Raw genomic sequence first — 1289 nt, forward strand, 5'->3', positions numbered from 1 at the left:
CCACTAATGGCTGGGGTGTTGTCATTGCTCAATGTATCGACGCTCACCGTGAGCGTCGGTGGCGTACCATCAAAATCAGTCGAAGTGATCGTGCGCACATTACCTGCTTCATCACTGGCACTGGCAGTCACAGAGGCCACTGTTAGCAGTGGAATGGTTAAGCCCACAAGCGTCCAGTCGCCATTGGCGTCAGTTGTAGTGGTATAGGTTGCGCCTATACCGCCACCAATGAGATTTTCAGTGATGGTGATAGTACTACCAGCAGGTAAATCGGAGGTACCGCTGAGAGACACTAACTGTCCTAATAGGAAGGTGGGCACAAACGCAAGCTCTGGTGGAATTGTATCCACCACGCCATTGTCACTGGCGTTGCCGGTATTACCTGCGGCATCAGTGAGACTGGCAGTCACGGTGTACGCACCATCGATAAGCGGCTGCGTGGCTTCTGCACTCCAATTACCGCTAGCATTGGTTTGTACTGTCACCGTATGGCTGCCATTGCCATCCGTAAAGGTAATCGCAATGTCACTATTGGCTAGATCCGATGTGCCTGTCACCACTGGCGTATTGTCGTTCGTCAATGCGGGTGCATCTATAGTGACGCTTGGCGCGGTTGTATCTATCACCCCAGTTTCGCTATCGGTGCCGGTATTGCCTGCGGAGTCTGTCACACTGACATTCACTGTGTACTCGCCTTCGATAATCGCATTACTGGCCTCCACGGACCAATTGCCTGCGCCATCCGTTGTTGCTGTCGCGCTTTGTACTGCGCCATTGGCAGCGATGATTGTAACGTTCACTTGCGTACCCGCTGGCACCCCACTGCTTTGGCCACTGATGAGCGGAGTAACATCACTGCTATCTGCCAGCGCATTCACGCTAATGACCGGCGCGGTGACATCAATTAACCCGGTCACACTCGCACTGGCTGGGTTCCCCGCTTGATCTGATACACTTGCAGTAACCGTATAAGTACCTTCTGCTAATGCATCCAGCGCCGGCACTGACCATGTGCCTGATGGTGTCATTTGCGTAGTGACTGTGTGTGAATTACCCGCGGCATCATTAAACACCAGTGTCACTATGCTGCCCTGTGGCGCACTGGCGGTGCCACTGATGGTAGGCGTGGTATCGTTACTGTCGGCTGGCGGATTAATACTGATATCCGGCATGGTGGTATCAATGATCCCAGTGACGCTGGCGGTGCCTTGATTACCCACGCCATCTTCAACGGTGGCGGTAACACTAAAGTCACCCTCCGCTAAATCACTGCTGGCCGTGACACTCCA

1 protein-coding gene is annotated in these 1289 nt (G+C 53.5%); it reads right to left on the minus strand.

From position 1 onward, the window contains the following. Positions 1-1289: Ig-like domain-containing protein (locus H5200_RS23155; protein ID WP_182762835.1), on the minus strand; the 1289-nt coding region annotated here is incomplete at both ends.

The sequence above is a fragment of the Pseudoalteromonas sp. SG43-7 genome, assembly GCF_014164295.1.
In the GTDB taxonomy this organism is placed as follows: Bacteria; Pseudomonadota; Gammaproteobacteria; order Enterobacterales; family Alteromonadaceae; genus Pseudoalteromonas; species Pseudoalteromonas rhizosphaerae.